The organism is Acetobacter sp. DmW_136, assembly GCF_008690365.1.
Classification (GTDB): Bacteria; Pseudomonadota; Alphaproteobacteria; order Acetobacterales; family Acetobacteraceae; genus Acetobacter; species Acetobacter oryzifermentans.
Genome location: NZ_VHON01000070.1, coordinates 42,614 through 68,098 on the forward strand (window position 1 = coordinate 42,614; position 25,485 = coordinate 68,098).

A 25,485-nucleotide genomic window follows, 5' to 3' on the forward strand; every position below is an offset into this window, starting at 1 on the left:
AAACCGTTCCAGCCGGGTTGTGCTGGTGCTATATTGCACCAACATGGCAAAATGCCAAACCAAGCGGCCATATGCCCGCCATACATTAAAGGCAAGCGCACGCGTTTGGCATTAAAGATGAAATTTGCCTATTGGCGCTGTTTTAGACATAAAGGCTTCCCCTTGGCATCCGTACGCGGGTGTAAGGTGCTTTATGTCTCTTTATTCAACCTCTGACCTGACCACCCTTAAACTGACAGGAACCGCGTTATGAGTGCAACGCTCACCCAGCCCAACCCGACGTCTGCGACCTGGATGCCGGATAGCTGGCGTTCGTTTCCCGTAAAGCAGATTCCCAGTTATCCGGATCAGGCCGCGCTTAAAACGGTTGAAGATCGGCTAAGTTCCTATCCGCCGCTGGTATTTGCCGGGGAAGTACGCACCCTGCGCAACCATCTGGCGCAGGCTGCTACCGGGCAAGCCTTTGTGCTGCAAGGTGGCGCATGCGCTGAAAGCTTTGGTGAATTCAAAGCCAACATCGTGCGTGATACCTTCCGCGTGCTGTTGCAGATGGCCGTAGTGCTGACATTTGGCGCCAAAGTGCCGGTTGTTAAAATTGGCCGTATGGCTGGCCAGTTCGCCAAGCCGCGCTCTTCCGATACGGAAACCGTAAACGGTGTTACCTTGCCGTCTTACCGCGGCGATATCATCAACGGTTCGGACTTTACGCCGGAATCCCGTATTCCAGACCCTGTTCGTATGGAAACCGGCTACTTCCAATCCACCGGTATCCAGAACCTTCTGCGCGCGTTCTCTCACGGTGGGTATGCCAACCTGCATCAGGTGCATCGCTGGAATCTTGGCTTTGTTGAGCGTTCTCCGCTTTCCAACCGTTACCGCGTTATGGCGGAACGTATTGGCGAAACGCTGGCATTCATGCAGGCATGCGGGCTGAACGCAGCATCTGCCCCGCAGATTGATGAAACAGAGTTCTACACCTCTCACGAAGCGTTGCTGCTACCTTATGAGCAGGCTCTGACACGCATCGACTCGACATCTGGTGAATGGTACGACTGCTCCGCCCACTTTGTGTGGATTGGGGACCGCACCCGCCAGCCTGATGGCGCGCATGTTGAGTTCCTGCGCGGTGTGCGTAACCCTATCGGCATTAAGGTCGGCCCCACTACCAGCGTGGAAGACATTAAAAAGCTGACAGAAATCCTCAACCCGAAAAACGAAGCCGGGCGTATTACGCTTATCTCTCGTATGGGTGCGGATAAGATTACAGAAAAACTGCCCCCGCTTATGCGGGCCGTAAAAGCTACTGGGCAGACTGTAACGTGGCTGACAGACCCCATGCACGGCAACACCACCTCTACGCAGCAGAAGATCAAAACACGCTCCTTCGATTCCATCGTGAAGGAAGTGAAAGGGTTCTTTGCCGTGTGTGCGGCAGAAAACGTGCCTGCTGGTGGTGTGCATCTGGAAATGACAGGCCAGAACGTAACTGAATGCGTAGGTGGCGCGCATTGCCTGACAGAAGAAGATCTGGGCAACCGTTATGAAACTTTCTGTGACCCGCGCCTGAATGCTGAACAGTCTTTGGAACTGGCCTTCCTGATTGCGGAAGAACTCAAAAGCGAACGCTAAGGCATACACGCTTTTATGAACTCAGCCTGAACACTCAGGCTGATCACAGAACCGGGGGGTGGGGTTTACCTTGCCCCCCGTTGTTCCCATCATCCCTGCAGCCCCAATGGCAGAAAGAGCAGATCAGGATGACACATTCCTTCTCCAAACCTACAGCAGGCGTCTGTTCCGCCCGCACAGCAGCACCGCTTCCCGATGCGGAAATTCGCGCGCGTACAGATTCCTATTTTAATCGTACCCGCCAGATTGTCGGCCGGTTTGGAGATTGCGAGGTTACATACGCCTTCTTTATCCGTCGTCCTGTTATTTCTGCTCCGGGGCTGATGCTGGAATGGCTGAAAAACGTTATGGCCCAGCGCCAAGCCCCCTACTCTGTCGATGTGGTGCACCCAGAAGGTGAATGGGTGGGCGCTGGCGAGCCATTGGTTTACGTAACAGGCTCCTTTACCCATCTGGCTGATCTGGAAACACTGCTGCTGCAAAAACTTGGTAGCCCTTGTGTTGCGGCACATCGCGCTTATCAGATGGCACTTTCCCTGCCGCATACCCGCTTTTTAGCCATGGATGCCCGCCATTGCGCTGGGTATGAAATGCAGGAGCTTATGGCCTATGCGGCTTCTGTTGGGGGGCGTGAAGCGCAGGAAAACGGCGCTATCGGATTTGTAGGCACAGCCAATGATGCCGTTGCACCCTTTTTTGGCGGCACGCATGGCGCAGGCACCATGCCACATGCTTTAATTGGATATGCAGGTTCCACCGTGCGTGCGGCTGAAATGTTCCACGCGGAATTTCCTCATACAGATCTGGTTGTTCTGGTTGATTACTTTGGCCAAGAAATTACGGACGCGCTGGCCGTTTGCAACCGCTTTCCCAAACTGGCAGCAGAAGGCAAGCTGGCTGTAAGGCTGGATACACATGGCGGCCGCTTTATGCAGGGGCTGAATCCGCAGGAATCTTATGCGGTCGTCAACCGCCATGCGCCTGAAGCACTACGCCGTTACCGTTCTGATAAAGAACTGCGCTACCTGATTGGCACAGGTGTTTCTGCCGCAGCTATCTGGAAAATGCGCGAGGAACTGGATCACGCAGGCTTCCCGCATGTTAAAATTATTGCGTCTTCTGGCTTCGGTGTTACCAAATGCGCCTGTATGGCAGACGCACACGCCCCCGTTGATGTTGTGGGTACTGGCTCCTTTATTCCTGAACTATGGAACGAAACCTACGCCACAGCCGATATTGTCTCCTACAACGGCGTTGAACGGGTAAAAATTGGGAGGGAATTCCTACTTCCCTCCTTCCGCAAAACCACCAAAGGCGAACAGACATGACCGACAAAACCGATACCGAAGACAAAACATGGAAAGTTCGCATTCTGGATCTTTCGGGCGGTGCGGAAGATAACATTGTGGAAGATGTTGGCGTTTTTCATGATCTGGCACACGCCAATGCATTTGCCCGCGCCTATGTGCGCGACAGTATAGAACGCTGCCGCACCCCCGGCGCCAGCGCCAAGGATGTGCTCACAACGTGGTTCAGCTTTGGTGAAGATGCTGTGGTACTAGATGCAGGTGAAGATGGCTGGCATTCCGCCAATGAGCTGGATGATTTTACAGCCCACCGCGCAACACCCATGGAACGAGACTGGCGTATGCTGGACCCGCGTCGGCTGGTTGAAGATAATGAAGACCTGACAGACCTTTACGCAGCGCCGGACGATGCAGATAATGGTGGCCACCAGCACTAACACAGCATAACGCTGTGGCTGGCCTTTCCTGTTCATTCGCGCCATAAGCTTCTGTCATGAAACTCCGTTTTGCTCCCAGCCCTACCGGCCTCCTGCATGTTGGCAATGCCCGTCAGGCACTTGCCAATGCCCTTTACGCCCGCCGCCACGGTGGCCAATTCCAACTTCGTATTGATGATACGGATATCGGCCGCTCCCGCGAGGAGCTGGTGGAAGCTATCCAGAAAGATCTGCACTGGATGGGCATTCAGTGGGATGAAACCTTCCGGCAGACAGAACGGCTGGACCGCTACGCTGCGGCCATTGAAAAACTGAAGGCCTCTGGCCACCTTTACCCCTGCTTTGAAAGTGAGCAGGAACTGGCCGCCAAGCGCGAAACACAGATCCGCCAGCGCCGTGCTCCGGTTTATGATCGTGCCATGCTGAAAATGACTGCCCAGCAGCGCGCACAGGCTGAAGCAAACGGTAAAGTACCCTACTGGCGCTTCAAACTGTCCAACACCACTGTACGCTGGCGCGATATGGTGATGGGTGATTGCCAGGTAAAACTTCCTTCTGTTTCAGACCCCGTTCTGGTGCGCACAGATGGCACAGTGCTGTACACACTGGCTTCTGTTGTAGATGATCTGGAAACAGGCATTACCCACATTATTCGTGGGGAAGACCACGTAACCAACACCGGCGTGCAGATTGATATTGCCCAAGCTCTTGGGGCACATCCTGATCACTTCCGTTTTGCGCATCTGCCACTGCTGCTTGATGAAAATGGCGGTAAACTTTCCAAGCGGTTTGATGCGTGCTCTCTGCGCACATTCCGGCAGGATGGCATAGAAGCAACAGCGCTTATCTCCTACCTTGCTCGTCTGGGGTCTTCGGATGACCCGGTGTTGCTGCCGTTTGATGAACAGGCCAAGATCTACGATATCTCCCATATCTCCCGCTCTGCCGCTCGGTTTGATACCCGCCAGTTGCTGGCCATGAACCACAAACTACTGGCCCAGACACCTTATGCAGATGTGGCAGACAGATTACCTAAAGGGGCCACAGAGGCATTCTGGCTGGCTATTCGCGGAAATATCGAACTGCTTTCAGAAGCACGCCTTTGGCATAATGTAACGGATGGAGATATCATCCCCCCCGTGCAGGAAGGAGAAGATGACTTCCTGAAAGAAGCCGCAAGCCTGCTACCTGCCGAACCGTGGAATGAAACCACATGGAAAGCATGGACAACCGCTGTGCGTGAAAAAACAGGCCGTTCTGGCAAAGCCCTGTTTCATCCCCTTCGTCTGGCCCTGACAGGTGAAGAACAAGGGCCGGAACTGCGTGATCTTCTACCATTAATTGGCCGCAATCGCGCCTTGGCGCGGCTGCTCCCTTCCGCATAAAGAATAACACGCATGCCCCCGCAATCAGCGCCTTTCCCGCCTACCTTTATACCGGGCAAAAGGGATGCGCTGATTGTAGTGGATGTGCAGAACGATTTTCTGCCGGGCGGCACCCTGCCTGTGCCTAAAGGCCATGCCATTGTGCCTGTTATCAACAAATTGGCACGTTTACCTTTTGGGATGATCGTAACCTCGCAGGACTGGCACCCACCTGATCATGTTTCTTTCAATACCCACCATCAAAAGGGTTTGTGGCCCCCGCATTGTGTAGCCCATACATACGGGGCAGATTTTCCCAAAGATTTACACCTACCCGACCATACCCTGCATGTGTTCAAAGGTGCGCAGGCCGATCAGGATAGCTACTCTGCTTTTGGGGCCAAAACAGAATTGGGCCTATTGCTGGATACAGTTTTAAAACAACATGGCATCATGCGTGTTTTTGTGTGTGGCTTGGCATTGGAATACTGCGTGCAGGCCACAGCAATAGATGCACACAAAGCCGGATATGCAAGCGTGCTTCTAACAGATGCCACCCAAGGGTTAGAGGCTGATCCCACCCGTGCTCTTACGGCCTGTCAGGCAAAAGGCATTTTGCTGTATTCTGGGTTACAATTACACATATCTTGCCCAACGTGCTGATTCATACCCTACGCAAACCAGCCAGAGGTTTTTATGCGTAACAGTTTTTCTCGCCGTCGTTTTGGTCTTTGCTGTGCTGGTATGGGCATTTCTGCTCTGGCTGGGCCACCCATTGTTGCACGTGCAACATCCATTCCCGAACTGATGGAACGCGAACCGCCCATGCTGGAGACCCTTAAATGGGCACCGCATGTGCATAAGGCCATTCAGAACGTTATCAACGCCAACGGGCAATATTCTTCCATCTATAATCCGCAACGTCGGCCTTATGTGGTGGTGGACTGGAACAACACAACCATTGTGGGCGATGTGCAGGAAACGCTGTTCCTCTACATGCTGGAACACTTTAGCTTTCTAATGCGTGCAGATGAATTCCGGCACCTTATCCACGTGCATGCATTTGCGCACCCCTTGCCAGCACCATTTTTTAATATGGCTGGGCAACCCGTTTCCTTCCCGGTGCTGGTGGATGATCTGATAGAGGATTATCGTGCGCTGGCGGCCCGTTACGGGCATATGCCGCATCCGCTCCCACGCGATGTGTTGGCAAAAGATATTACTCTGCAAGCTTTTCGGGCCAGAATGGCCTTTTGCCAACAGGCCGTTGCCACACTGCACGGGCCAGAAGCCGCGCAACGCTGGATGATACGGCTGGTGGCTGGACAAACGGCAGCAGATGTTATTGCCCTAAGCCGCGCGGCAAATGAATGGTGCCTTGGGGCCTCCATTACCACACAAACGTGGGAATGCCCGGCAGAGCGCCCCGGCAAAGCTGGCCCTGTATCTGCCAAAGTTGTGCAGGCCCTACGGCTTACGCCAGAAATGGCCAACCTGTTCCAGATTTTGCAAGAACATGGGATAGACCCGGTTATCTGCACCTCCGGCATGGAGGATATTACTGCGCTGTTCGCAACATCAGCAGAGTATGGATACAACCTGCCGCGTGAACATGTTTTTGGCGCACGTTTGGCAGAGCGCAAAAAAATCCTGCTTTCTACCGAGGCTGCTCATTACCCCTTCCCGGCAGATGCTGGCAAAACAGCCATTATTCACAAATATTTTGTCGCAAAACGGCAGATGCCACCGTTAATGATTTTTGCGGGGGAAGACTGCTCCGCTCATATGCTGGACGCTTTTCCTGATACCAAGCTGTGTTGCCTGATTAACCGCAAACAATCTGCCCCTATGCAGAAATTTCTGCAAAAGGCTGCACAATCTGCATCAGACACCACGCCTCGCCAGTTTTACTTGCAAGGGCGTGATGAAAACACAGGAGAGTGGTTGCCAGAAGAAGGCAGTATTTTACTTGGTGAAACCAATCCTTCTTTACCCACCTGATGTTATCAGGATTTGGGCTTCCACCGGTTTAGCAACAGAGAATTGCTGACAACAGAAACAGAACTCATGGCCATAGCAGCCCCTGCCAGCACTGGGTCCAACTTACCAAGTGCCGCTAGTGGCAAACCGAGAATGTTGTAGATAAAGGCAAAAAACAGGTTCTGCCATATTTTGGAAACCGTGGCGCGAGAGAGGGAAAGCGCATCCACCAAGGCCATCAGGTTGCTGCGCATCAGCACAACATCAGCCGTTTCCAGCGCAATATCTGCTCCAGCCCCTATGGCAAACCCAACATCGGCTGAGGCAAGGGCCGGGGCATCATTTATACCATCGCCCACCATGCCAACGCACTTACCCTGCTCTTTCAACTTACGAATTTCGGCTGCTTTGCCATCTGGCAGCACACCAGCAATAACTGTTTTTATACCCACCTGCTGGGCCACAGCCTGCGCAACACGGGCGTTATCCCCCGTTAGCATGACCACATCCAGCCCCTGCTGCTGCAAGGCCGCTACAGCTTCATGCGCTTCTGGTCGGATCTGATCTGCCAGCGCAAACCATGCCAGAACCGTTTGCCCCTGCGCCACCCCCACAACCGTACGCCCCTGCTGCTGCCAGCTTTGGGTGAATTCATGATCTACCTTACAGCCAAGAGTGCTGAGATACGTAGGAGAACCCAACGCGGCAGATTGCCCCTGAAACTCTGCGGTAACACCTTGCCCCGGCACCGCCTGAAAGCCAGATATCTCTGCCGCTGTTACATCCTGCGCACGTACATAATTAACAACTGCACGCGCCAATGGATGTTCGGATTGGCTTTCCAGCGCATATGCCAGAGCCAGCGCATTTTGTGCAGAAGCAGGCGCTATAACCTGAACATCCACAACTGCGGGCTGCCCTTGGGTTAAGGTGCCTGTTTTGTCCACCACAAGCGTTGTAAGCTTACGTGTCTGCTCCAGTGCATCCGCATTACGGAACAAGATACCCGCGCGCGCGCCCAGCCCCGTGCCCACCATAATGGCGGTAGGAGTTGCCAACCCCAGAGAACATGGGCAGGCGATCACCAACACGGAAATAGCGTTAACAAGGCTTTGGTCCCACACGCCTGTCAACAACCAGCCTGTTGCAAATGTCAGCACAGCCAGCGCCAGCACAACCGGCACAAAAACAGATGCCACCTTATCTGCCAGCCGCTGCACACTGGCTTTGCTACCCTGCGCCTGCTCCACCATATGCACAATGCCTGCCAGAATGGTCTGGCTGCCAATTCCGGTTACTTTGGCCCGCAGCGCGCCAGTCTGGTTTAATGTGCCTGCAAACACATTGGCTCCGACCTGCTTGGTAACGGGCACGCTCTCACCCGTCAGCATGGCTTCGTTCACATCCGATGCGCCAGAAAGCACCACGCCATCTACAGGAATACTCTCACCCGGACGCACCAAAAACACATTGCCAATTTGCAATTGTTCTACGGGTTCATCCGTTATCTGCCCGGCACGTTCAACATGCGCCGTTTTGGGTTGGAGCCGTAGCAGACTTTCCATCCCAGCCCCTGCACGCGCCTTGGCCCGTGCTTCCAGCAGACGCCCCAGCAAAACCAGTGTAATAACCAGCGCGCTGGCCTCAAAATAAACAGGCTGATCAAGCCCAAACAGCACCACAACCGCGCTGAAGCCATAGGCAATGCTGGTGCCCAAAACCACCAACACATCCATAGTAGCAGCACCACTGCGTAATGCATGCCATGCGCCTGCATAAAAGGAACGGCCACACCAAAACTGAACTATAGTGGCCAGACCAAGCTGTACCCATAGCGGCAACATAACCGCATGGTGTGCGCCTACCATCATACCCACCATTTCCAGCAAAAACGGCAAGCTTAAAACCGCTGCCAGCACAAAACCCGTAAGCGCTGTGCGCCATTCCTTCTGCCGCTGATGCTTGGCTTCTTCTGATGTTTTCTGCTGGAAAACACTTGCGCCATATCCGGCTTTTTCCACCGCTGCTATCAGCGTTTGCACCGTTACAATACCGGGAACAAAGGTCACATGCGCACGCTCGGTAGCCAGATTAACATTTGCATGCACGGATGGCAGGGCGTTCAGCACCTTTTCCACCCGCCCGGCACAGCCTGCACAAGAAAGCCCTGTAAGAGCCAGATCTACGCTGGATGTCTGTGCCCCAAACCCGGCTTTGGCTACGGCACCTAACACATCTGTTACGCTGCTTGCACCGGCCCCCAGATCAACCTGTGCTTTGGCCGTTGCAAAATTGACAGAGGCTTGCACGCCCTCCAACCTGTTCAGCACTTTTTCCAGCCGGGCAGCGCATGCAGCGCAGGACATCCCTTCTACCGGGAAACTGATTGTCTGGCTCATTCACCCTACTCCGCCTGTAGCTGCACACCTGCGTATCGCACCAAAACCAACTTATGATACGACTTTCTGCGTTGCAGGACATTTTCTTGCTCTCATACACACATTGCAGATATGGTGGCGAGATGATGGATCGCATCCTGCCTTTCAGAAAAATTCTGAGCGGCCTGCTTTTTGTAGCAGTGCTGGTGGGTTTGCATGCGCTTCTGCCGGGCAAGGTGTTTGCATCTACCCATGCAATGGGTGGGTGGCCTATAAGCATGCAGTCCGCCGAATGCCATTCTCATGATGCCATGAGCATGCCGATGGAACATTCGGCAGTTGCACCACCGGCAGCCCATGCGGCCCATTGTGCCTTGCAAAACCATGCACACCATCATCAACAGCATTGTTGCCAGACAGACTGCTTTGCATCTGGGCTTTCTGCGCTTCTGCCTTATGCGCCTGTGCATGAAGCCGCATGGCAAATACCTGCGCATCGGTTACGCAGGAATGTTCTGTTTCTGCCAGATTACGCTGCCGCACCTCTGCTAAGGCCACCCAAACTGCATAACGCCTGATTTTTCACACGTTTTAATCAGTCGGTCTGCGCGTTCTTACATACGTGCAGCATAATGCAGAATGGACAATACCCATGCATATTCCTCCTACCTTGAAAGGGAGAAATGTGTCTCGTCGGCAGTTTATAACTGGCGGCAGCGCATTGGCGGCCATGTATGCTTTTCGGCCACCTCAACAGGTTTTTGCTTCTTCCCACACATCCGGAATTGTAACCCCGCACACCAGCAGTAATTTTGATCTGACCATCGGTTGGGCAAACGTAAATATTGTGGATAAGCCGCAGCGCGTACCCACCATGAATGGCGGTGTGCCCGGCCCTATCCTGCGGTGGCGTGAAGGCGATGATTTACGCCTGAACATTCATAATACGTTGGATGAAACAACCTCCATCCACTGGCATGGCATACGCTGCCCGGCCCATATGGATGGGGTGCCGGGGCTAAGCTTTGCGGGCATTGCACCCGGCGCACACTTTACTTATCACTTTCCTATCAAACAGAGCGGCACATACTGGTACCACAGCCACTCCAACATGCAGGAAGCCATGGGACTGTACGGGGCCATTGTGATTGACCCCAAGGAGCCAGACCCCAACAGTTATGACCGGGATTACGTTATCCTGCTTTCAGACTGGTCTGATGTGGCGCCCCATACCATCATCAACAAGCTGAAGTTTCAGGACGACTACTATAATTTCCGTCAGCGCACGGCTGCCTCGTTCTTTCATGATGCCAAGAAATCTGGCGTCTGGCCTACACTAAAAGACCGTATGCAATGGGCAGGCATGAATATGTCCGCTACGGATATTTCAGACGTCAGCGGCATTATTTATACCTATCTGATGAATGGCTGCACGCCTGCTGCCAATTGGACCGGTATTTTCAAACCCGGTGAACGCGTCAGGCTGCGGTTTATCAACGCCTCCGCCATGACCTTTTACGATATCCGCATTCCCGGCTTACAGATGGATGTCATTCAGGCAGATGGAAATAATGTTGAACCCGTGCGGGTAGATGAATTCCGCATTGGTGTGGCGGAAACGTATGATTGCATTGTGCAGCCACAAGGCAACCAAGCCTACACCATTTTTGCCCAAAGTGAGGACAGAACAGGATACGCTCGCGGCACGCTCGCCCCCCATTCCGGCATGAGTGCGCCCATTCCCCCCATGGATGAACGCCCCGTACGCACCATGGTAGATATGGGTATGGCCATGCATGGGGGCCACGATATGGGTGACATGGATATGCACGACATGCCCATGCATCAGGTAGCAAAAACACATGCGCCACCCTTGAATGTAGAAAACCAAAACCGTGCCGCCATGCCCATCAACCGGCTGGCAGACCCCGGTGATGGCTTACAAAACAATGGCCGACGGGTTCTGGCATACGCAGACCTACGCGCCACCCACCCAGCCACAGATCAACGCCCACCCTCGCGCGAGATCACGCTGCATCTTACCGGCAATATGGAGCGTTATATCTGGGGATTTGATGGTAAAAAATTCTCGGAAGCTGAGCCCATTCCGCTGCGTTTGGGCGAACGGGTACGCTTTACCCTGATCAATGACACCATGATGGAACACCCCATCCACTTGCACGGCCTTTGGAGTGAACTGGAAAATGGGAACGGCCTGTACAACCCCGTAAAACACACCATTATTGTGCAACCGGGCGGGCGGCTTAGTTACTTGGTGTCTGCCGATACACCGGGTTTATGGGCTTTTCACTGTCATCTGCTTTACCACATGGATCTAGGCATGTTCCGCACGGTGGTGGTGTCATGAAAACATGTTTTTACCGCCAGATTTTGTATCGTTGGCTCCTGTTGGGCATGCCTGCTCTGCTTATGGCTTTTACGGTTATTCCGCAGGCTAAAGCGGCTTCCATGCACCATGCAGGTATGGAAGGCATGGATGATATGGATATGGGCGACATGGACATGCCAGCCCAAAAACCTGCGCATCCGCAAAGCTCGACACCCGCGCACCATTCTACGCAAAGCGTAGCACCCAACAAAAACGACAAACCGGGCACTTCCGCCTATCCGCCCGTTACACCCAGCGCACAATGGCCAGCCACACCGCCACTTGTGCCCAAAGTGCATTACGTGCAGCATATCCACCCGGTTATGGACCACAACACGTATTTCCATGCGCTTCTGGAACAGTTCGAGGGCCGATATACTCCGGGCAACAGCCTATTCCGCTATTCTGGCCAAGCGTGGTTTGGCACAGATTACAACAAGTTCTGGGTGAAGTCCGAAGGCTTACTAGATGGCCACCATCGTTTTTCAGACGGCGATCATGAATTCTTTTACGACCGCGCCATTTCCACTTATTTTGATGTGCAGGCAGGTATCCGGTTAGATGTAGATAGCGGCCCTACCCGCGCATGGGGTGCCGTAGGTGTACAAGGGCTGGCACTTTACTTTTTTGATGTATCTGCCACGGCATATTTCAACAACACAGGAGTGGCAGGCAAACTGGAAGGTTCTTATGACTTCCTGATAACCAACCGCCTGATCTTACAGCCACAAGCCGAGCTGAACTTTTATTCTCATGCAGACCCAGAGCGTGGTGTCAGCCGGGGTTTTTCTGACATAGATGCAGGTTTACGCCTACGCTACGAGTTCAAACGCCAGATTGCGCCATATATTGCCGTTACCTATGCCGGGCATTATGGCAACACCGCCAGCGTAGCCAGAAACAACACCCGCATGGCGGAAAATGGGCCAGAGGATTTACGTTTTACCTTTGGCATCCGCTCATGGTTTTAACAGCAAGATAGCCCCAAAACAGAAAAAGCCCTGCCACACATGAGGTGGCAGGGCTTTTTGCCAAGGCTAACGCCAGAACTGAATTAGTTCTTGGTTTTGTCAACCAGACGGGATTTTGCAATCCACGGCATCATGCCACGCAGTTTTTCACCAACGGCTTCAATCTGGTGCGCATCGTTACGAGCACGTGTAGCTTTGAAGAACACGTTGCCAGACTGGTTTTCCAGCACAAAGTTACGCACGAACGTACCGTTCTGGATGTCTGTCAGGATACCCTTCATGGCTTTTTTGGTTTCTGGCGTAATCACACGCGGGCCAGACACGTATTCACCATACTCAGCAGTGTTGGAGATGGAGTAGTTCATGTTGGCAATGCCGCCTTCGTAGATCAAGTCCACGATCAGCTTCATTTCGTGCAGGCATTCAAAGTATGCCATTTCCGGTGCGTAACCACCTTCAACCAGCGTTTCAAAGCCAGCGCGGATCAGTTCAACCAGACCGCCGCACAGAACTGCCTGTTCACCAAACAGATCGGTTTCAACTTCTTCCTTGAAGGAAGTTTCGATCGTGCCTGCGCGGCCACCACCGATAGCGGAAGCATAGGACAGAGCAATATCCAGAGCTTTGCCAGACTTATCCTGCGCAATAGCAACCAGACAGGGCACACCGCCGCCACGCTGATATTCGGAACGCACAGTGTGGCCAGGGCCTTTTGGTGCAATCAGGAACACGTCCAGATCCGGGCGTGCTTCGATCAGACGGAAGTGAATGGACAGACCATGAGCAAATGCCAAAGCGGCACCCTGCTTCAGGTTCTTTTCCAGAGATTCTTTGTACAGAGCACCCTGGCCTTCATCCGGCGTCAGCACCATAACAACATCTGCCCATGCGGCAGCTTTGTCTGGGGTCATCACGGTGAAGCCAGCAGCCTTGGCTTTTTCAACTGCTGAGGAGCTTTCACGCAAGCCGATCACGACATCTTTTACGCCGCTGTCCTTCAGGTTGTTTGCGTGGGCATGGCCCTGGCTACCATAACCAATAATGGCAACCTTTTTGGATTTAATCAGATTCACATCGGCGTCACGGTCGTAATACACGCGCATTGCCATGATTTTTGCTCCTTTTAGCAAGCCGGAATAGCTTTTCCGGCTTTTCTCATACTTCAGATGCTCTGAATTGTCTGCGGTCCGCGGCAAATGGAGGCCACGCCTGTGCGTGAAACCTCAGCCAGCCCAAGCGGACGCATCAGCTCGATAAAACTGTCCAGCTTTTCTGTAGAGCCAGTCAGTTCAAACACAAAAGAACTTGCCGTGGTGTCCACTGCCCGTGCACGAAATGCCTGCGCAATCCGCAGGGCTTCCGTACGCGGCTCGCCAGAGGAAACCACTTTCACCAGCGCCATTTCCCGCGCCACATATGGGCCTTCTGCCGTAAGATCCACAACGCGGGATACGGGCACCACACGCGCAATTTGGGCACGTATCTGGCGGATAGCGGAGGGGGTGCCAGTTGTCACCACATTCACGCGGGATGTGGTCTGATTTTCATCAACCGGGGCAACTGTCAGGCTCTGGATGTTGTATCCGCGGCCAGAAAACAGCTCCACAATACGAGCCAGCGCACCACTTTCGTTGTCCACCAGAAGAGAGATAACGGCAGAACCGGAAATTTCCTGCTGCATTGTCAGTGTATCCTGAAATCAGACTGGAAGAAGAAAGAAACTCTTGGGGGCAACCCCCAACTGGTCTCAGACCAGCATCTGCCCTTCCTTGGTGATCTTGGCTCCGCTTTCTTCCTGCTCTGGCCCCAAAATCATTTCATTATGGGCAGCGCCAGAAGGAATCATGGGGAAGCAGTTTTCGCCTTCCGCCACGCAGATATCCACAATCACCGGCCCATCATGCGCAAGTGCCTGCCGGATGGTATCATCTAACTGACTAAGCTGCGTGACACGCAGGCCCGTGCCATGAAAGCTTTCTGCCAGCTTTACAAAATCTGGCAGCGCATCGCTGTAGCTTTCAGAATAGCGTGAGCCATGCAGCAACTCCTGCCACTGGCGCACCATGCCCATGTAATGGTTGTTGATGATGAAGATTTTTACCGGCAGACGATACTGCGCAATGGTGCCCAGTTCCTGAATATTCATCAGGGTAGAAGCCTCACCAGCAATATCCATTACCAATGCATCCGGGTGCGCAATCTGCGCGCCAACGGCCGCGGGCAAGCCATAACCCATAGTGCCAAGGCCACCAGATGTTAGCCAACGGTTGGGATGATCGAACTGGAAGAACTGCGCAGCCCACATCTGATGCTGCCCAACTTCGGTTGAAACATAGGTATCGCGCCCGGTTTCGCGCGCCAGTTCATAAATGCGGCGGATCGCCTGCTGGGGCTTGATAACCGCATCCGGAGCCTGATCCTGCGTAAAGCGCAAGCAATCCAGCGCACGCCATGCATCAATCCGGTTCCACCATTCAGTCAGTTCTTTCTGATGCGTGAAGGCGGGTTCTTTTTCCCATTCCTCAAGCATCATGGCGATGGTTTCACCCACATCGCCAATAATGGCTTCATCTACGTGGATAATCTTGTTGATCTGTGCCGGATCAATATCCGCATGGATTTTAAAGGATGTGGGAGAAAACGCATCCACACGCCCGGTCACGCGGTCATCAAACCGGCTGCCCAGCGCAATCAGCACATCGCAATCATGCGTCGCCAGATTGGCTTCGTAAGTACCGTGCATTCCCAACATACCCAGAAACTGGGAATCGGTGCCCGGATAAGCCCCAAGGCCCATCAGCGTAGAGGTGATGGGAAAGCCCGTCATCTTAACCAGTTTGCGCAGGGCTTCACTCGCTTGCGGGCCAGAATTGATAATGCCGCCACCCGTATAAAACAGAGGGCGCTTGGCATTTTTCATGGCCTTTACGGCGCGGGCCACAGCATCTTTATCCGGCTTGGCCTGCGTTCTTTCCGTACGTGGTGCAATTTCCTTTGCATCCATGTATGGCGCATCACCCACAGTAATGTTTTTGGGCAGATCAATCAGCACCGGGCCGGGGCGGCCAGAACGTGCAATGGCAAAAGCCTCATGCACCGTTGGCGCCAGATCTTCGGGCTTGCGCACCAGATAATTGTATTTGGTAACAGGCCGCGTAATACCTGTGGTATCTGCTTCCTGAAAAGCATCATTCCCGATCAGGCTTGTGGGCACCTGGCCAGACAGACACACCAGCGGGATAGAATCCATCATGGCATCCAGCAAGCCGGTAACGGCATTTGTAGCACCCGGACCACTGGTAACCAGCACAACACCCACCTTACCGGTAGAGCGTGCATAGGCTTCTGCCGCATGAACAGCCGCTTGCTCGTGCCTTACCAGCACGTGGCGAATCTGGTTTTGCTTAAACAGGGCATCATAAATAGGCAGAACCGCCCCGCCCGGGTACCCGAAAATAACTTCCACACCCTGCTCAGCCAGCGCGCGCATAAGGACTTCCGCACCAGAAAGGGCTGGTGTGTTCCGTGCGTCTGATGGTGCCGAAGCAGTTTTGAGTGTCATGTTATCCTCTCTTCCCGGAAATGGGACAGGCGGCATCTTTAGGCCTCGAATCAGGTAGCGTCAATCCCACGAAGAACGAAAGATACAATTTCTTCGTATTTTCTTTCCGAAAATTGCGCAAAATCAGAAAAAGATGCATCAACTGTGCATTCCAAGCCCTTTTTTGCCAAACTGTGGTGCGCAAACCACGTTGCTTGCCGCTTTGTGTAACGCCCTGTAGCCTGCACAGCCCGTTGCGTGGCTTCTTGCTCGGTTATTTCTCCACGCAGCATGGCAGAAAGTTCTGGCACGCCGTGCGCACGCATGGCTGGTAAGCTGGTATCCAACTTTCGGGCCAGTAATGTCCGCACCTCTGCCACAGCACCATTGCGCAGCATGTTCTCAAACCTTGCAGCAATGCGCGCCCGCAGTTCCGCACGCTCCGGATTGAGGCGAACAGCTACAAACCGGCAAGCAGCAGGCGGCAAGCCCGGCTGTTTGTGCCACCATGTCAGCCCGTGCCCAGTGCCACGCCACACCTCCCATGCGCGCGAAACACGCTGGGAATCTACAGGCCGCAGGCGGCAGGCTGTTTCAGGATCCACTTCCATCAGGCGGGCATGCAAGGCTGGAGCACCATACTGCGCCACACTTTGGCGGGCCTCCTGCCGGGCCTCATCCCCTGTATCTGGGATAATGGCCAAGCCATGTGTCAGGGCATGCAAGTACATCCCTGTACCACCACATAAAATGGGCAAACGGTTTTGCGCCCATGCCTGCTGCATGCAGGCCAAAGCTTGCTCTCGCCACCATGCCACACTGCCTTTTTCTTCCGCTGGCAGCACACCGTAAAGCCGGTGCGGCACAAGCTGCTCATCTTCTGCACTGGGGCGGGCCGTTAAAACATCGAGATCCTTATAAACCTGCATAGAATCGGCATTAATAATCTCGCCGTTCAATCTGCGGGCCAATGCCAACGCCAGAGCGGATTTGCCAGAGCATGTGGGCCCGGCCACAATAAGTGCTGCGGGCAGATTGGCGGAAGGCTCCGCAAGTCTGCCCATATGGTGTTCTGCTTGCCTCATGCCTGCATTCCTGCCACACACCCCTTTGCCATGACGAGCCTTGTTCTGACCCTTGTTGCCCAGCGTGAGGCAACACCCCTTGATACCGCCACCATTGCACTGGTGCGCGACATTCTGGCCACCACTGCAGAAGCCACTGTGCTTTCAGCAGGGGAAGCAGTTGATATTCCTTGCACGGAAAGTGCAGCCAGCAAGCTGCCAGCCGTGCGGGAAGCGCTGAATACCCTGCCCATAGATTCGGTGCTGACCCATACAGCCACGCGCCGCAAAAAGCTGCTGGTTTCCGATATGGACAGCACCATAGTGGCCAATGAAACATTGGATGACGTGGCAGCCCATGCCGGTATTGGTGAAAAAATAGCTGCCATTACTGCACGCTCCATGAATGGTGAGCTGGATTTTGCAGCCTCCCTGCGTGAGCGCGTGGCCCTGCTGAAGGGACTCCCCGCCTCCTTGCTGGAAAAAGCGTGGAAGGACGTCAAACTCAACTCCGGCGCGCGTGAACTGGTGCAAACCATGCACGCACACGGCGCTTACACTGCACTGGTTTCTGGCGGCTTTACCTTTTTTACCTCCAAGGTTGCCGCCCTGTGCGGGTTTGATGAAAACCACGCCAACACGTTGCTTTTTGATGCAGAAGATTGCCTGACAGGCGCAACCGGCCAACCTGTTCTGGGGCCAGATACAAAACTGAGCCTATTGGAAAAGCTAACAGCCACCCATCATCTGCCCGCAGAAGCCACGCTGGCTATTGGCGATGGTGCAAATGATCTGCCCATGTTGCGCAAGGCCGGGCTTGGTATGGCATTTTACGCCAAACCGGTTGTGCGCAAGGAGATTACAGCCCAGATCAATCATACATCCCTACGCACGGTTCTGTTTGCGCAAGGGTATCCTGCTTCTGCATTTATCAAGGACTAATCAGTTCAGTACATTTGGCATGACGGCATAAGGAAAAGATTATGCAGTTTGATCCGCGTGATATTTCAACTTATCCCATCGTCCGTGCAATCTGCGTGATTGTTGGGTGTGGGTTGATGGTTTACTGCTTTGTTTTTTACCTGAACTTGCCGCCAGACACGCCAGAGCACGTTATGCGCCATGTGGCCGCACTTATTGTGGGCACACTTATTCTACTTGAGTCTATCTGGATCTAGAACACAGCACACAATAACGGCTTGATTAAAAACCAAGCCGTTTATGCAGTTCCCTAATAATATAAGGTGTATCATCCAGCGGTAACGCCAACCACGGGGCAGGAAGGCGCGTTTCTGTTTCTTCCAGCACATGCACCCGCCCGGCAAGTTCCAGCTCTTCTATAAAATCGGTAATCCGGCGAGAACGGCCCGGCAAAGGGTAGATTGTTACTGGCGCACACCCAGCAACAGCCTCTGATATCATTGATACACTATCAATTGTGACAATCAGATTATCTGCACAGGCAATCAGGCCCTCATAGGGGTTTTCCCCTTCCCCATTCCAAACATGTCCACCCGCGCCTTCTACAATGGTTTTCAGCACCTTCATGGCTGCCGGGCTTGTGCGCCGAGAAGGAGTAACAACCAAACTGCCCCCCTCCGCCTTAAGGGTTTCGACCAGAACCTGCCCAAGACGATGGGCTTCTGCCTCTCCAAAATGGAAGCGACCATTTGAGCCCCCAACCAAGGCTGCAATAAGAGGGCGTGGCAATTCTGCAAACTGTGGCTGCCATTTTGCACGCGCCTGTTCCAGCGCTTCTGGCGTAAGGCCGTGCAGCGCTGTGCGCCCCAGCAAAACATTGGGGCCTGCAATATCATCGTGCCGACAGGCAATAACCAGATCGAACCGTGACAGATTTTTGCGCGGATTTTGAATTTGCACCACAGGCCGGTGTGAGCCGCGCAAACCAGCGCCAACTTCTCCACCCTTACCGCCAACACTCACCACAACAGAGGATTGCGCAAACGCAGGATTTTCTTCCAGTTCCGCCCCATCGCTGCCGCGCAAAAAAGGCTTACCAATCCAGCGCGGCCCACGCAGCATAACACGGGCCAGCTTACTGGGGCATATCGGATGGAAAGTGCCATTCCACCCTGCACGTGCCACAAGCCCCAAAGCCTGCGACCGCATGCCAGCAAAATCTTCCCCCACCACAAAGGCAGCAACGCCCGCCTGCGTTCCGCAAGACGACATATTTGAACCCTCTGGGGTTCCGGCGTAATCTGCACGCGCCATGATGCGTTATTCCTCTGTTGCGCAAGGGAGAGTGCTGAAAAGCGCTCCCGTGTCTTTCTCTCCTTGCCGCTGGAACGGAAAGCGTGCAAGGCGTGTTTGCGCATTCCAGATAAGGAGAAAGGCAACACAATGTCCGGCAGTTTCCATGATCTGGGCCTAGATCCAGCATTATGCGCACATGCGCAGCAGGCGGGCATGGCTGCCCCTACTCCAGTGCAACAGGCTGCTATTCCTGCCATTCTGGATGGCAAAGATGTATTGGTGCGCGCCCCCACGGGCACGGGCAAAACGGCAGCCTATGCTTTGCCGCTTAGCCAGAAGCTGCTGAAATCTCGCAAGCCACGCTTTGTACTGGTGCTTGTGCCCACGCGTGAACTGGTTTTGCAGGTAGAAAAAGTTTTTCGCACCTGTTTGGGAGAAAGCAAAAAAGGCCAGAAGCAAACTGCGGTGACCCTTGTGCCGCTGTTTGGCGGATCTGACCGGGCTGAGCAGGAACATTTTCTTGCGCAAGCAACTGGCCGACGCATTCTGATTGCAACACCGGGCCGCTTGCTGGATTTTGTTTCCAACCGGATTTGCGATCTTTCAGAATACGGATATCTGGTTCTGGATGAAGGCGACCGCCTATTCTCTCCCGAATTTCAGGAAGATACAGAAACCCTGCTCTCCTATCTGCCATCCATGCGGCAAACGTTGGTGCTTTCCGCTACCCAACCCGAAAGTCTTAAAAACACGCTTTTGAGCCTGCTGCACAAGCCGGTTGAAATCAGCATTGAACAAGCCCCCCAAAAGCGAGGGCCCATTCGTCAAGCCGCATTGTTTTTAGATCCCTCTCAGAAGCCGGACTTTATAAAAGAATTTTTTAGCCGTGCGCCTAAAATGCGCAGTATTATTTTTGTACGCACAAAGGCAGAAGCAGATCAGCTCGCCGCTATTCTTAAAAAAGCACGCCTTGCTGCGGCTCCTTTACATGGGGACATTGCGCAGGATAAACGCACCAGCACAGTTGCCAGCTTTGAATCCGGACGGCTCTTTATTCTTGTTGCCACAGATGTTGCGGCACGTGGGCTGGATGTGCCTTCTGTAAAACAGGTCATCAATTACGATGTGCCAGATCAGCCAGAAACCTATCTGCACCGTATTGGCCGCACAGGGCGCGGCGGAGAAAAAGGGTCTGCTCTTACGTTATGCACAATGGATGATCGTAAAAGCCTACGGCAGATTGAGGTTGGCGCACAGGTGAAATTACGGATTATCAGCGCCGAACAAGCTCTGCCTGTGGCTAAGCCTCCTCAACCTGTTTCACGCCGTTCAAAATCTGTTCGGCCATAATCTGCCATGCCTGCTCTGCCTTTTGCTTATCCTTTCCTTGTGCGTTTGGGGTAGCGGCAGGCTTATCTTTTATAAATTCCGTAAGCGTTACCGCAATGCTCTGGGCTTCTGGCTTGCAGAACAGCACATTAGGTTGTCCTGCAAACTGTTCTACCAGACCACTAACATCTGTTGAAATCACCCAACGTCCGGCAGCAAGGGCTGCGGCACCTACACCACTTTGCGTTGCCTCTCTATAAGGCAACACCAGCGCATCTGCCCATGCCAGAAGCTGGCTGACTTTTGTTTCCGGCACCCATCTATTTTCAATCTGCACATTAGGTAAAGATGCCAACTGCTCCAGCTCCGCACTATGTGGCCCTTTACCTGCAACACGGCAGATATAATGGGCTTGTGCATCCATGGCTGTAAGAGCTTGAGCCAGCAGATCCAAACCTTTGTAAGACAGTAATCTGCCAAAAAAGAGCAGCCTAACAGGCCCTTTATGCGCAAAAGGCGCACTTTGCTGCCCCTGCGGCGCAACAAACGCAAACGGTGGATGAAAAGCCACTAGCGCACGCCGCCCACGCATATACCATTGCCGTTCAAGCTGGGCAGCCACATGCCGACTTAATGTAACCGGAACATCAGCAAACAAAATAAGCAGACGCTGCAAAAACATCTGCCCAACAAAACCATCTCCGGGATGTGCTGCCGCATCATGCACCAGCACTACAATGGGCACGCCAGCTTTACGCAAAGCTGCAACCATAATCAGATCAAGCGGCCCCGGCATGGCACATATAGCAACATCAGGCTGAACAGTGCGTAACATACGGCCCAATGCGTGCAGCATATATGGAGCTTGCAACAAACGCATGAAAAAGCTGGAAAGGCTTTTATATGTACGCACTGGTACATCGTTATGCAGATCAGGCTCAGCCTGCAGCACTTCCGCCCCGCAGGAAAGAGAAAGAACAGCAGACGTGTTGGGTAACGTGTTCAGGGCTTTGGCAAGTTCCGCAGCAATGCGCGGGCCCGCCCCTTTGCGCCCCCACTGCCAGATAAATACCCGTATGCCACTCAAACCACTTTTCCTAATCTACTTCTGCAACGCAGCTACGGCGTTCAGTAAAGGGGTGGGGCCAAAAGCCCGCAATGCTGCCTTACCAGCGGCCTGCCCAAGCTGGCGGCGCTTATTGGCATCATTTGCAAGAGTTTGTAATGCTTCCACTGCACACCCAATATCTGCCTCTGCCCACACAGCTTGAGGCACCTGATACACGCCCCGCGTATCTGTAGCTGTTACAAGTTTGTAAGAAATTGGCCAACCACAGTCTGATGTCAGAAATTCTGCTGTGGCAGACCAATCTGTGGCTATAACAGGACGTTCCAACAGCATGGCTTCTGCGGGCACCAGCCCAAATCCTTCGCTCCGGTGCAGGGAAAGCACAATATCAACTTGCTGTGTCATGGCGTACACATCTGGCATTGGCAGCATACGGTTTTCAAAACGGATATTCTGTGCGCCACCCGTAGCGTCCTTCAGGCGTTGCATATCTGCTGCATAATGATCTGCACCAGATATTTTCATGACCAACAGGCGGTCTTTTCTGTCTCCAAATGCCTGTCGAAATGCCGCTATAGCAGCCAAAGGGTTCTTACGTTCAAAGCTGGACGCAAGACTAAAAGAAACCAGTACCACCACAGCATCCTCGGGCCACCCAAAAGCCTGACGGTCTAGTTTAGAAGGCTGCGGAGGCACACACGCCAATGGGTAAGGCACAACCTTGACCCGGCCGGGCATAAGAGGTTCCAGCGCCCGTGCGCTAAAGTGGGAAGGAGTCCAGATTTCATGCACACAAGGTACACCTGCATGCCATTCTGGGGAGGCAACCGGCAGTTCCCACACCCAATAACCCACAATGCGCCGCCCTAGCACATGTTTGCGGCCCAGACGCAAAAGAGCTGTGGGCGTTTGTGGCGCATTTACATGCAGCACCAAAGCCGCTTTTGGATCTGCAAAAACAGAATCCAGCCCTGCCTTCCCCTGCGATTGTAGAAGACCTGCTTCTACACCTTCTGCCTTTACCCCTTGAGAAAGCAGACCACGCAGAAGTAATCTGGCCCCTTCACCTAAGCCAGAACCCCGGCCAAGCTCTCCTCCAATAATCACGTTTGCATCAGCAATAGGCGTGGGGCTAACCGCTTTAGGGGCAAGCAAAGCAGTAGCCTTGGCCAATAAACGCCGCCTTTGGGCTACAGGAAACAGACGCCACAAGTGATGGAGAGGATGAAGAGAAGATGTCACTCGTACTGTCCGTCACCTGAAAATAAGAAGAAAGTTGAGACAAAGCAGGGATTGCAGCCCCGCACAACCCACCGCATACTTTTGCACATGCGGTGCTGTTCCTTTTTTCATTCCCCCATACACGCCGAAATACCTTCTCCCACTAGATATCTGGAGAGGGGGTTATGAGTTGTGCATCCAAGCGGCATGTGCGGCCCGATAGCTCATTTCGTTTTCGGGCTGTGTCTGCCTTACTCCCGCCTTCTCCCCCCGCTTTGCCTGCTGTGTGTATTGAATATCCGCCACCAGACATCAGCCCGTGGATTGCGGGAAACTGCGGTATTCAAGGTGTGCATCATTTTGAAAGCCGCCGCCCCGGCCCCCATGTGGCTGTTACAGCCCTGATGCATGGCAACGAATACGCTGGGGCCTATGCCCTGCAACAGCTTCTTATGCTGCCATTACGCCCGTTACATGGACGATTAAGCCTGATTTTTCTTAATCTGGCTGCTTATAAAACCTTTAACCCCGCACGCCCCACCTTATCCCGCTTTGTAGAAGAAGACATGAACCGGTTATGGCAGCCGGAGTTAATTGACTCGGCGCACACATCTGTCGAAATGCAACGCGTACGCGAAGTGCTGCCTGTGCTGGAAACGGTAGATATTCTTTTAGATATCCACACCATGCTCTGGCCAGCACAACCCCTTTTCCTGTGCAGCATGGCGGAAAACAGCCGAGACCTTGCCTACTGCGTATCTGGCGCGCAACCCAACCCACCTGCCGTTGTTCAGGATGGTGGACATGAGGATGGATTAAGACTGATTGATTACACCCGCTTTAATACGCCACATTCATATACGCGTGCTTGCCTATTGGAAGCGGGGCAACACTGGCAAAAAGATGCCGCACAGCAAGCGTTGCTCAGCACCCGCCTGTTTCTGGCACAAACCGGCACTCTCCCTTCCGCTCCTACATTCGCATCACCTTCAGAACCTGTATGGCAAGCTGTGGTGACAGACTGCGTACGGGCGCTGACATCTCGCTTTGTTTTTGTGCAGCCGTTTGTAAGTGGCAGCGTTATCCGTAAGGCGGGCACTGTTATTGCTTTTGATGGGCAAGATGAAATTCGTACGCCCTATAATAACTGTATCTTGGTTATGCCCAATTTACGCCCACGCCGGGGGCATACAGCCGTAAGGCTTGCCAAGCGCCTTAATAACAAAACGGACATGCAAGCCTAAGCCTACATGCCCGTTCTGATACCCTAAAAGGCGAAGTTATTATGCGCGGCTATAGATAGGAAATTTAGCGCACAGAGCCTTAACGCGTTCATGCACAGCGTTTTCAACTTCGCTGTTACCCTCACCGCCAGAAGCGGCCAGAGCTGTCAGAACCTCGTCAATCATTTCACCAATCTGGCGGAACTCTTCCTCACGGAAGCCGCGAGCCGTTGCTGCCGGGCTGCCCAAACGCACACCGGAAGTGATGGCAGGCTTTTCCGGATCAAACGGAATGGCGTTTTTGTTGGCTGTAATACCAGCGCGTTCCAGAGCCTGTTCCGCAGCTTTACCAGTTACCTTTTTGGGGCGCAGATCAACCAGAAGCAGGTGTGAATCCGTGCCACCTGTTACGATATCAAACCCACGTTCCACCAGAACTTCGGCCAGAACGGCTGCGTTTTTCTGCACCGCTTTCTGGTATTCCTTAAATTCCGGACGGAGGGCTTCACCAAACGCCACGGCCTTACCGGCAATAACGTGCATCAGCGGGCCGCCCTGCAAACCGGGAAACACAGCAGAGTTGATCTTTTTAGCCAATGCTTCGTCATTGGTCAGGATCAGACCGCCACGTGGGCCACGCAGAGTTTTATGCGTGGTGGAGGTTACAATATGCGCGTATTCTAACGGGTTCGGATACAGGCCAGCAGCCACCAAACCAGCAAAATGCGCCATATCCACCATAAGAAGTGCACCAACTTCATCCGCAATGCGGCGGAAGCGGGCAAAATCAATAATACGCGGATATGCAGAGCCACCAGCCACAATGATGGATGGTTTATGCTCACGCGCCAGCCGTTCCATTTCCTCATAGTCCAGCATGCCGTCCTGCTGACGCACGCCGTACTGCACGGAATTAAACCATTTGCCAGAATAGTTGGGGGCTGCACCGTGGGTAAGGTGGCCACCAGCGGCAAGGCTCATACCCAGCACCGTGTCACCCGGTTTGCCCATAGCCATAAAGGCCGCCTGGTTGGCGTTGGCGCCAGAATGCGGCTGCACGTTGGCAAATGCGGCACCAAACAGGGTTTTCACGCGGTCGATGGCAAGGTTTTCAACCTTATCCACTTCCACACAGCCCCCGTAATAGCGGCGGCCGGGATAACCTTCGGCATATTTGTTGGTTAGCACGCTGCCCTGAGCCTGAAGCACAGCTTCAGACGCCATGTTCTCACTGGCTATCAGTTCAATGCCTTCCTGCTGACGCTTCAGCTCGCCTTCAATGGCGGCTGCAACATCCGGATCAGTCTGGGCTAGAGACGCATGGAAAAAGCGATCCAGATCCGTGTGGCTCATTCAGGTGTTCCCT

22 protein-coding genes are annotated in these 25,485 nt (G+C 53.5%); 13 read left to right on the forward strand and 9 right to left on the reverse strand.

Annotated features, from left to right (window positions below):
• Positions 1–249 precede the first annotated feature (249 nt).
• The 6 genes from FKW31_RS14640 (at position 250) to FKW31_RS14665 (ending at position 6,738) form a co-directional block, all read left to right on the forward strand.
• Complete coding sequence (locus FKW31_RS14640; protein ID WP_006117437.1) at positions 250–1,629, forward strand: class II 3-deoxy-7-phosphoheptulonate synthase; 1,380 nt, start codon at positions 250–252, stop codon at positions 1,627–1,629.
• Positions 1,630–1,709: 80 nt separating this feature from the next.
• Complete coding sequence (locus tag FKW31_RS14645) at positions 1,710–2,957, forward strand: nicotinate phosphoribosyltransferase (RefSeq protein ID WP_150178927.1); 1,248 nt, start codon at positions 1,710–1,712, stop codon at positions 2,955–2,957.
• Positions 2,954–3,373: a hypothetical protein gene (locus FKW31_RS14650; RefSeq protein WP_063354428.1), complete on the forward strand. Its 420-nt coding sequence runs from the start codon at positions 2,954–2,956 to the stop codon at positions 3,371–3,373. Before FKW31_RS14645 ends, FKW31_RS14650 begins: the two co-directional genes overlap by 4 nt.
• A gap of 56 nt (positions 3,374–3,429) precedes the next feature.
• The gene (gene gltX / locus FKW31_RS14655) at positions 3,430–4,758 is read left to right on the forward strand and encodes a glutamate--tRNA ligase (protein WP_063354429.1); all 1,329 of its coding nucleotides are present in this window, start codon (positions 3,430–3,432) and stop codon (positions 4,756–4,758) included.
• 12 nt (positions 4,759–4,770) lie between these two features.
• Positions 4,771–5,400 carry a nicotinamidase gene (locus tag FKW31_RS14660; protein ID WP_150178928.1) on the forward strand — a complete coding sequence of 210 codons (630 nt, stop codon included), beginning with the start codon at positions 4,771–4,773 and terminating at the stop codon, positions 5,398–5,400.
• 33 nt (positions 5,401–5,433) lie between these two features.
• Positions 5,434–6,738: a lipoprotein pyruvate-formate lyase gene (locus FKW31_RS14665; RefSeq protein WP_150178929.1), complete on the forward strand. Its 1,305-nt coding sequence runs from the start codon at positions 5,434–5,436 to the stop codon at positions 6,736–6,738.
• A 5-nt stretch (positions 6,739–6,743) separates the two neighbouring features.
• Here FKW31_RS14665 and FKW31_RS14670 read toward each other — a convergent pair whose 3' ends face one another.
• Positions 6,744–9,116: a heavy metal translocating P-type ATPase gene (locus FKW31_RS14670; RefSeq protein WP_150178930.1), complete on the reverse strand. Its 2,373-nt coding sequence runs from the start codon at positions 9,114–9,116 to the stop codon at positions 6,744–6,746.
• A 122-nt stretch (positions 9,117–9,238) separates the two neighbouring features.
• On the opposite strand from FKW31_RS14670, the gene FKW31_RS16155 reads away from it, so the two are divergent.
• From FKW31_RS16155 to FKW31_RS14685, 3 genes are read left to right on the forward strand one after another with little or no spacing between them, the layout of a single operon-like run.
• Positions 9,239–9,673 carry a hypothetical protein gene (locus tag FKW31_RS16155; protein WP_193562090.1) on the forward strand — a complete coding sequence of 145 codons (435 nt, stop codon included), beginning with the start codon at positions 9,239–9,241 and terminating at the stop codon, positions 9,671–9,673.
• Positions 9,674–9,717: 44 nt separating this feature from the next.
• Positions 9,718–11,463: a copper resistance system multicopper oxidase gene (locus tag FKW31_RS14680; RefSeq protein WP_150178931.1), complete on the forward strand. Its 1,746-nt coding sequence runs from the start codon at positions 9,718–9,720 to the stop codon at positions 11,461–11,463.
• A complete protein-coding gene (locus FKW31_RS14685; protein WP_150178932.1) occupies positions 11,460–12,455 on the forward strand; it encodes a copper resistance protein B in 996 nt (331 codons plus the stop codon). Before FKW31_RS14680 ends, FKW31_RS14685 begins: the two co-directional genes overlap by 4 nt.
• An 83-nt stretch (positions 12,456–12,538) precedes the next feature.
• Here FKW31_RS14685 and ilvC read toward each other — a convergent pair whose 3' ends face one another.
• The 4 genes from ilvC to miaA all read right to left on the reverse strand — a co-directional run bounded on the left by ilvC (position 12,539) and on the right by miaA (position 17,060).
• Positions 12,539–13,558, reverse strand: a complete 1,020-nt coding sequence (gene ilvC, locus FKW31_RS14690; RefSeq protein WP_035351970.1) for a ketol-acid reductoisomerase — start codon at positions 13,556–13,558, stop codon at positions 12,539–12,541.
• Positions 13,559–13,617: 59 nt separating this feature from the next.
• Entirely contained in the window at positions 13,618–14,136 is a 519-nt protein-coding gene (gene ilvN / locus FKW31_RS14695) for an acetolactate synthase small subunit (protein WP_003628530.1), read from the reverse strand.
• Positions 14,137–14,202: 66 nt separating this feature from the next.
• A complete protein-coding gene (gene ilvB / locus FKW31_RS14700) occupies positions 14,203–16,053 on the reverse strand; it encodes a biosynthetic-type acetolactate synthase large subunit (protein ID WP_193562091.1) in 1,851 nt (616 codons plus the stop codon).
• Positions 16,054–16,067: 14 nt separating this feature from the next.
• Entirely contained in the window at positions 16,068–17,060 is a 993-nt protein-coding gene (gene miaA / locus FKW31_RS14705; protein ID WP_304466177.1) for a tRNA (adenosine(37)-N6)-dimethylallyltransferase MiaA, read from the reverse strand.
• Positions 17,061–17,111: 51 nt separating this feature from the next.
• Between miaA and serB the strand changes: the two genes are divergently transcribed.
• Together serB and FKW31_RS14715 are read left to right on the forward strand one after the other, a co-directional pair.
• Positions 17,112–18,002, forward strand: coding sequence for a phosphoserine phosphatase SerB (gene serB / locus FKW31_RS14710; RefSeq protein ID WP_039892069.1), 891 nt, complete (start codon positions 17,112–17,114; stop codon positions 18,000–18,002).
• Between the two features lie 41 nt (positions 18,003–18,043).
• Positions 18,044–18,238, forward strand: a complete 195-nt coding sequence (locus FKW31_RS14715) for a hypothetical protein (protein WP_150178934.1) — start codon at positions 18,044–18,046, stop codon at positions 18,236–18,238.
• Between the two features lie 25 nt (positions 18,239–18,263).
• Here FKW31_RS14715 and FKW31_RS14720 read toward each other — a convergent pair whose 3' ends face one another.
• Entirely contained in the window at positions 18,264–19,295 is a 1,032-nt protein-coding gene (locus FKW31_RS14720; protein ID WP_089179355.1) for a mitochondrial fission ELM1 family protein, read from the reverse strand.
• Positions 19,296–19,424: 129 nt separating this feature from the next.
• Between FKW31_RS14720 and FKW31_RS14725 the strand changes: the two genes are divergently transcribed.
• Positions 19,425–20,627 carry a DEAD/DEAH box helicase gene (locus tag FKW31_RS14725; RefSeq protein ID WP_150178935.1) on the forward strand — a complete coding sequence of 401 codons (1,203 nt, stop codon included), beginning with the start codon at positions 19,425–19,427 and terminating at the stop codon, positions 20,625–20,627.
• On the opposite strand, the gene FKW31_RS14730 is transcribed toward FKW31_RS14725, so the two are convergent.
• Positions 20,578–21,693 carry a glycosyltransferase gene (locus FKW31_RS14730; RefSeq protein WP_150178936.1) on the reverse strand — a complete coding sequence of 372 codons (1,116 nt, stop codon included), beginning with the start codon at positions 21,691–21,693 and terminating at the stop codon, positions 20,578–20,580. The genes FKW31_RS14725 and FKW31_RS14730 overlap by 50 nt on opposite strands.
• Positions 21,694–21,708: 15 nt before the next feature.
• Positions 21,709–22,917 (reverse strand): glycosyltransferase family 4 protein, encoded by a 1,209-nt coding sequence (locus FKW31_RS14735; RefSeq protein ID WP_089179358.1) that lies wholly within the window; start codon positions 22,915–22,917, stop codon positions 21,709–21,711.
• Positions 22,918–23,081: 164 nt separating this feature from the next.
• Here FKW31_RS14735 and FKW31_RS14740 point away from each other — a divergent pair, with 164 nt between their 5' ends.
• Positions 23,082–24,140, forward strand: a complete 1,059-nt coding sequence (locus FKW31_RS14740; protein ID WP_238332870.1) for a succinylglutamate desuccinylase/aspartoacylase family protein — start codon at positions 23,082–23,084, stop codon at positions 24,138–24,140.
• A gap of 39 nt (positions 24,141–24,179) precedes the next feature.
• Here the strand turns inward: FKW31_RS14740 and glyA are convergent, their stop codons facing one another.
• Complete coding sequence (gene glyA, locus FKW31_RS14745) at positions 24,180–25,472, reverse strand: serine hydroxymethyltransferase (RefSeq protein ID WP_006117459.1); 1,293 nt, start codon at positions 25,470–25,472, stop codon at positions 24,180–24,182.
• Positions 25,473–25,485 lie beyond the last annotated feature (13 nt).

Coding starts and splice junctions, on each gene's coding strand:
- FKW31_RS14740 (WP_238332870.1), top strand. CDS start 23,082: ATGAGTTGTGCATCCAAGCGGCATGTGCGGCCCGATAGCTCATTTCGT.
- ilvN (WP_003628530.1), bottom strand. CDS start 14,136: ATGCAGCAGGAAATTTCCGGTTCTGCCGTTATCTCTCTTCTGGTGGAC.
- FKW31_RS16155 (WP_193562090.1), top strand. CDS start 9,239: ATGATGGATCGCATCCTGCCTTTCAGAAAAATTCTGAGCGGCCTGCTT.
- FKW31_RS14660 (WP_150178928.1), top strand. CDS start 4,771: ATGCCCCCGCAATCAGCGCCTTTCCCGCCTACCTTTATACCGGGCAAA.
- FKW31_RS14665 (WP_150178929.1), top strand. CDS start 5,434: ATGCGTAACAGTTTTTCTCGCCGTCGTTTTGGTCTTTGCTGTGCTGGT.
- serB (WP_039892069.1), top strand. CDS start 17,112: ATGACGAGCCTTGTTCTGACCCTTGTTGCCCAGCGTGAGGCAACACCC.
- gltX (WP_063354429.1), top strand. CDS start 3,430: ATGAAACTCCGTTTTGCTCCCAGCCCTACCGGCCTCCTGCATGTTGGC.
- FKW31_RS14640 (WP_006117437.1), top strand. CDS start 250: ATGAGTGCAACGCTCACCCAGCCCAACCCGACGTCTGCGACCTGGATG.
- ilvC (WP_035351970.1), bottom strand. CDS start 13,558: ATGCGCGTGTATTACGACCGTGACGCCGATGTGAATCTGATTAAATCC.
- FKW31_RS14670 (WP_150178930.1), bottom strand. CDS start 9,116: ATGAGCCAGACAATCAGTTTCCCGGTAGAAGGGATGTCCTGCGCTGCA.
- glyA (WP_006117459.1), bottom strand. CDS start 25,472: ATGAGCCACACGGATCTGGATCGCTTTTTCCATGCGTCTCTAGCCCAG.
- FKW31_RS14715 (WP_150178934.1), top strand. CDS start 18,044: ATGCAGTTTGATCCGCGTGATATTTCAACTTATCCCATCGTCCGTGCA.
- FKW31_RS14685 (WP_150178932.1), top strand. CDS start 11,460: ATGAAAACATGTTTTTACCGCCAGATTTTGTATCGTTGGCTCCTGTTG.
- FKW31_RS14725 (WP_150178935.1), top strand. CDS start 19,425: ATGTCCGGCAGTTTCCATGATCTGGGCCTAGATCCAGCATTATGCGCA.
- FKW31_RS14650 (WP_063354428.1), top strand. CDS start 2,954: ATGACCGACAAAACCGATACCGAAGACAAAACATGGAAAGTTCGCATT.
- FKW31_RS14720 (WP_089179355.1), bottom strand. CDS start 19,295: ATGGCGCGTGCAGATTACGCCGGAACCCCAGAGGGTTCAAATATGTCG.
- miaA (WP_304466177.1), bottom strand. CDS start 17,060: ATGGGCAGACTTGCGGAGCCTTCCGCCAATCTGCCCGCAGCACTTATT.
- ilvB (WP_193562091.1), bottom strand. CDS start 16,053: ATGCCGCCTGTCCCATTTCCGGGAAGAGAGGATAACATGACACTCAAA.